Annotated in this window: 1 protein-coding gene; it reads right to left on the reverse strand. The window is 59.4% G+C overall.

Annotated elements, in window-relative coordinates:
• Nucleotides 1-251, reverse strand: a 251-nt coding sequence (locus tag SB679_RS25495; protein ID WP_410705148.1) for an SPFH domain-containing protein, incomplete at both ends; no start/stop codon positions are given.

Consider the following 251-nt stretch of genomic DNA (forward strand, 5'->3'; position numbering starts at 1 on the left):
GCCTCACCATCGGCACGCAAGATAGCGGCTTTTGCATCACCTTCAGCTGCAAGGATGGCTGCTTGGCGCTGGCCTTCGGCGGTGAGGATCTGAGACTGCTTGGTACCTTCGGCCGTGAGGATGGCTGCTCGCCGATCACGTTCGGCTCGCATCTGCTTCTCCATAGAGTCTTGGATGGAGTGCGGCGGGTCGATCGCCTTGAGTTCAACACGTGACACACGAATACCCCAACGGCCCGTCGCTTCATCAAG

Origin of the sequence: Chryseobacterium sp. SIMBA_029, from assembly GCF_046535275.1 — a bacterium.
Lineage (GTDB): Bacteria > Bacteroidota > Bacteroidia > Flavobacteriales > Weeksellaceae > Chryseobacterium.